This window comes from Bacillota bacterium, assembly GCA_040754675.1.
In the GTDB taxonomy this organism is placed as follows: Bacteria; Bacillota; Limnochordia; order Limnochordales; family Geochordaceae; genus Geochorda.
On sequence record JBFMCJ010000694.1, the window covers coordinates 1 to 1945 of the forward strand.

Annotated in this window: 3 protein-coding genes; all 3 read left to right on the top strand. The window is 73.2% G+C overall.

Features of this window, described 5'->3' with window-relative positions; genetic code table 11:
- Positions 1-131 precede the first annotated feature (131 nt).
- Positions 132-359: a hypothetical protein gene (locus tag AB1609_22595; GenBank protein ID MEW6049224.1), complete on the top strand. Its 228-nt coding sequence runs from the start codon at positions 132-134 to the stop codon at positions 357-359.
- Positions 352-1764 carry a hypothetical protein gene (locus AB1609_22600; protein ID MEW6049225.1) on the top strand — a complete coding sequence of 471 codons (1413 nt, stop codon included), beginning with the start codon at positions 352-354 and terminating at the stop codon, positions 1762-1764. Before AB1609_22595 ends, AB1609_22600 begins: the two co-directional genes overlap by 8 nt.
- A partial coding sequence (locus AB1609_22605; protein MEW6049226.1) for a nucleotidyltransferase domain-containing protein occupies positions 1761-1945 on the top strand: 185 nt, incomplete at its 3' end. The genes AB1609_22600 and AB1609_22605, both read left to right, overlap by 4 nt.

Consider the following 1945-nt stretch of genomic DNA (forward strand, 5'->3'; position numbering starts at 1 on the left):
GTTGCGCGTCCGCCGGGAGCGCCTCCACCACCGCTGGCCTGCTCGCGTGACGAAGAACGGAAGGAGACTCGCCGGTCGGAGGGCGAATTCCTGTGCGGGGCGGGCAAGCCCTTGTAGCGGAGGTGGCACCTGTGGACGATCTTTTGGCGAGGGCTTCTCTTGCCCGGCTGGCCCTTGCCCGGGCGTGGTTCCTGCTCGCTGCGGCGGGACAAGGCGCGACCGCCCGCCAGGCGGTCGGGGCCAGCCGCGCGCTGCGCCGGGCGGCCGAGGCTCTGCACGACGCGGCCGACGCCCTGGAGGCGTGGGCGGAGTATGCCAGGCTGCGCGAAGAGAGGTTCGGGAGGGAGCGCCGTGGCTGACCGCCTGCCCCCGCACGCCATCGTGCAGCTGAGGGAGTGCCCGGTGTGCCGCCGCACGCTGGCCGCCGTGTACCGGGAATTCGGCTCCGTGGACGAGGTGCAACAGTGGATGGATTCGGACAGGCCCGAGGACGACATCCCGGTGCTTTCGCTGCCGTGCCCCAAGTGTGACGGCCCGGGAGTCAGCCCGCCGGCCACCCACATCGCCCTGTACGTGGACGGGGAAATGGTCGGGCCTGCGACCGAGATAGGGTCGTGGGTCCTGCCCGTGACCGGGCCGGGCGCGTCGGGTCCGGTGGAGCTGAGCCCGGAGCAAGTCGCCGCCGAGGACGCGGCCCACTACGTCTTTTCGCGCTGGCCACCCGAGGTGTTCGCTGAGTTCGTCGAGGCGTACGCGACCCTGGCGGTGTCCTCGGGCAAGCACCGGTCCGTCTGGCGCCGCTGGGACGGGCAGGCGTGGCAGGAAGCGCTTGCGGAGGCGGGCCTCCCGGCGCCCCCGTCCGAGGTGGAATGCCGGCGGCTGGCGGAGGAGCACGCCCGCGAGTTGATGGGGGCCTGGGCGCGGGTGCTCGTGCGGGACATCCAGCGTACAGGCCTGCGGGCGTGGGCCGCGAGGGCCCCGGAGGAGCACGACCCGTGGACCGTCGAGTTTGTCCTCTCGGGCATCCCCCTGCCGGAGGGCCTGGAGTCCGTCCGGACGGAAGCCCTGGGCCGGCTGGTTAAGCGGCCCGAGCAGGGGGAAGCCGCCCTGTGGCGCCGCCTGAGGTCCCTGCAGGGCGAGCTCGACCGCGCCCGTTCCCGGGCTGCGGAACTCTCCCGCAGGCTGGACGAGGAGCGCCGGCTGCGCGCCGAGCTGGAGAAGAAGATTGCGTCGCTTTCGGGCGAGATCCGCCGGCTGCGGGACGAACTGGCCGCGGCCGGGCAGGCGTCCAGGCCGGGAGGGATATCCCGCCGGGAGGAGTGGAAGGCGCTCATCGATGAATTGCGGACCCGGGTGAAAGAACTGGAGCGGAACCTGGGAGAAGAAGTTCCCGCTCCGCCGGGGCACGAATTGCCCGCGCCCGCCCCTGCCCCTACCCCTGGTCCTGGTGATGAAGCGCTGCTTGGGCGCCTTGCGGGCAGGACGGTGGCGGTGGTGGGCGGGCCGTGGAACCGCTTCCCCGACGGGGACTGGCCGTGCCGGGTGGTTCACTGGGACGGCTGGCGCGAGGAGGGCCTGGAGCGCGCCGTCTCAGAGGCGGACGTGGTCGTCGTGGTGTCGAGCCACGTTTCCCACCGCGCCTACTGGGCGGCCCGGGCCGAGGCGCTGTACCAGGAGAAGCCGCTGGCGCTGACCGACCACACGCACCCGCGGCTGGTGCTGCTGGCCGCGGCGCGGTGCGTGGGGGAGGGAGGGAGCCGGTGACGCCGGAGCCGGGTGAGCTGAACCGGGATCTCCGCCGCCTGGCGGAGGCGTACGCCCTGGCCGCCCGGGAGGTGCTGGGGGACAACCTCACTTCGGTCGTGCTGTTCGGCTCGGTGGCCCGGGGCGAAGCGGGCCCCGGCTCGGACGTCGACCTGCTCGTGGTCTGCCGGGAGCTGCCCGC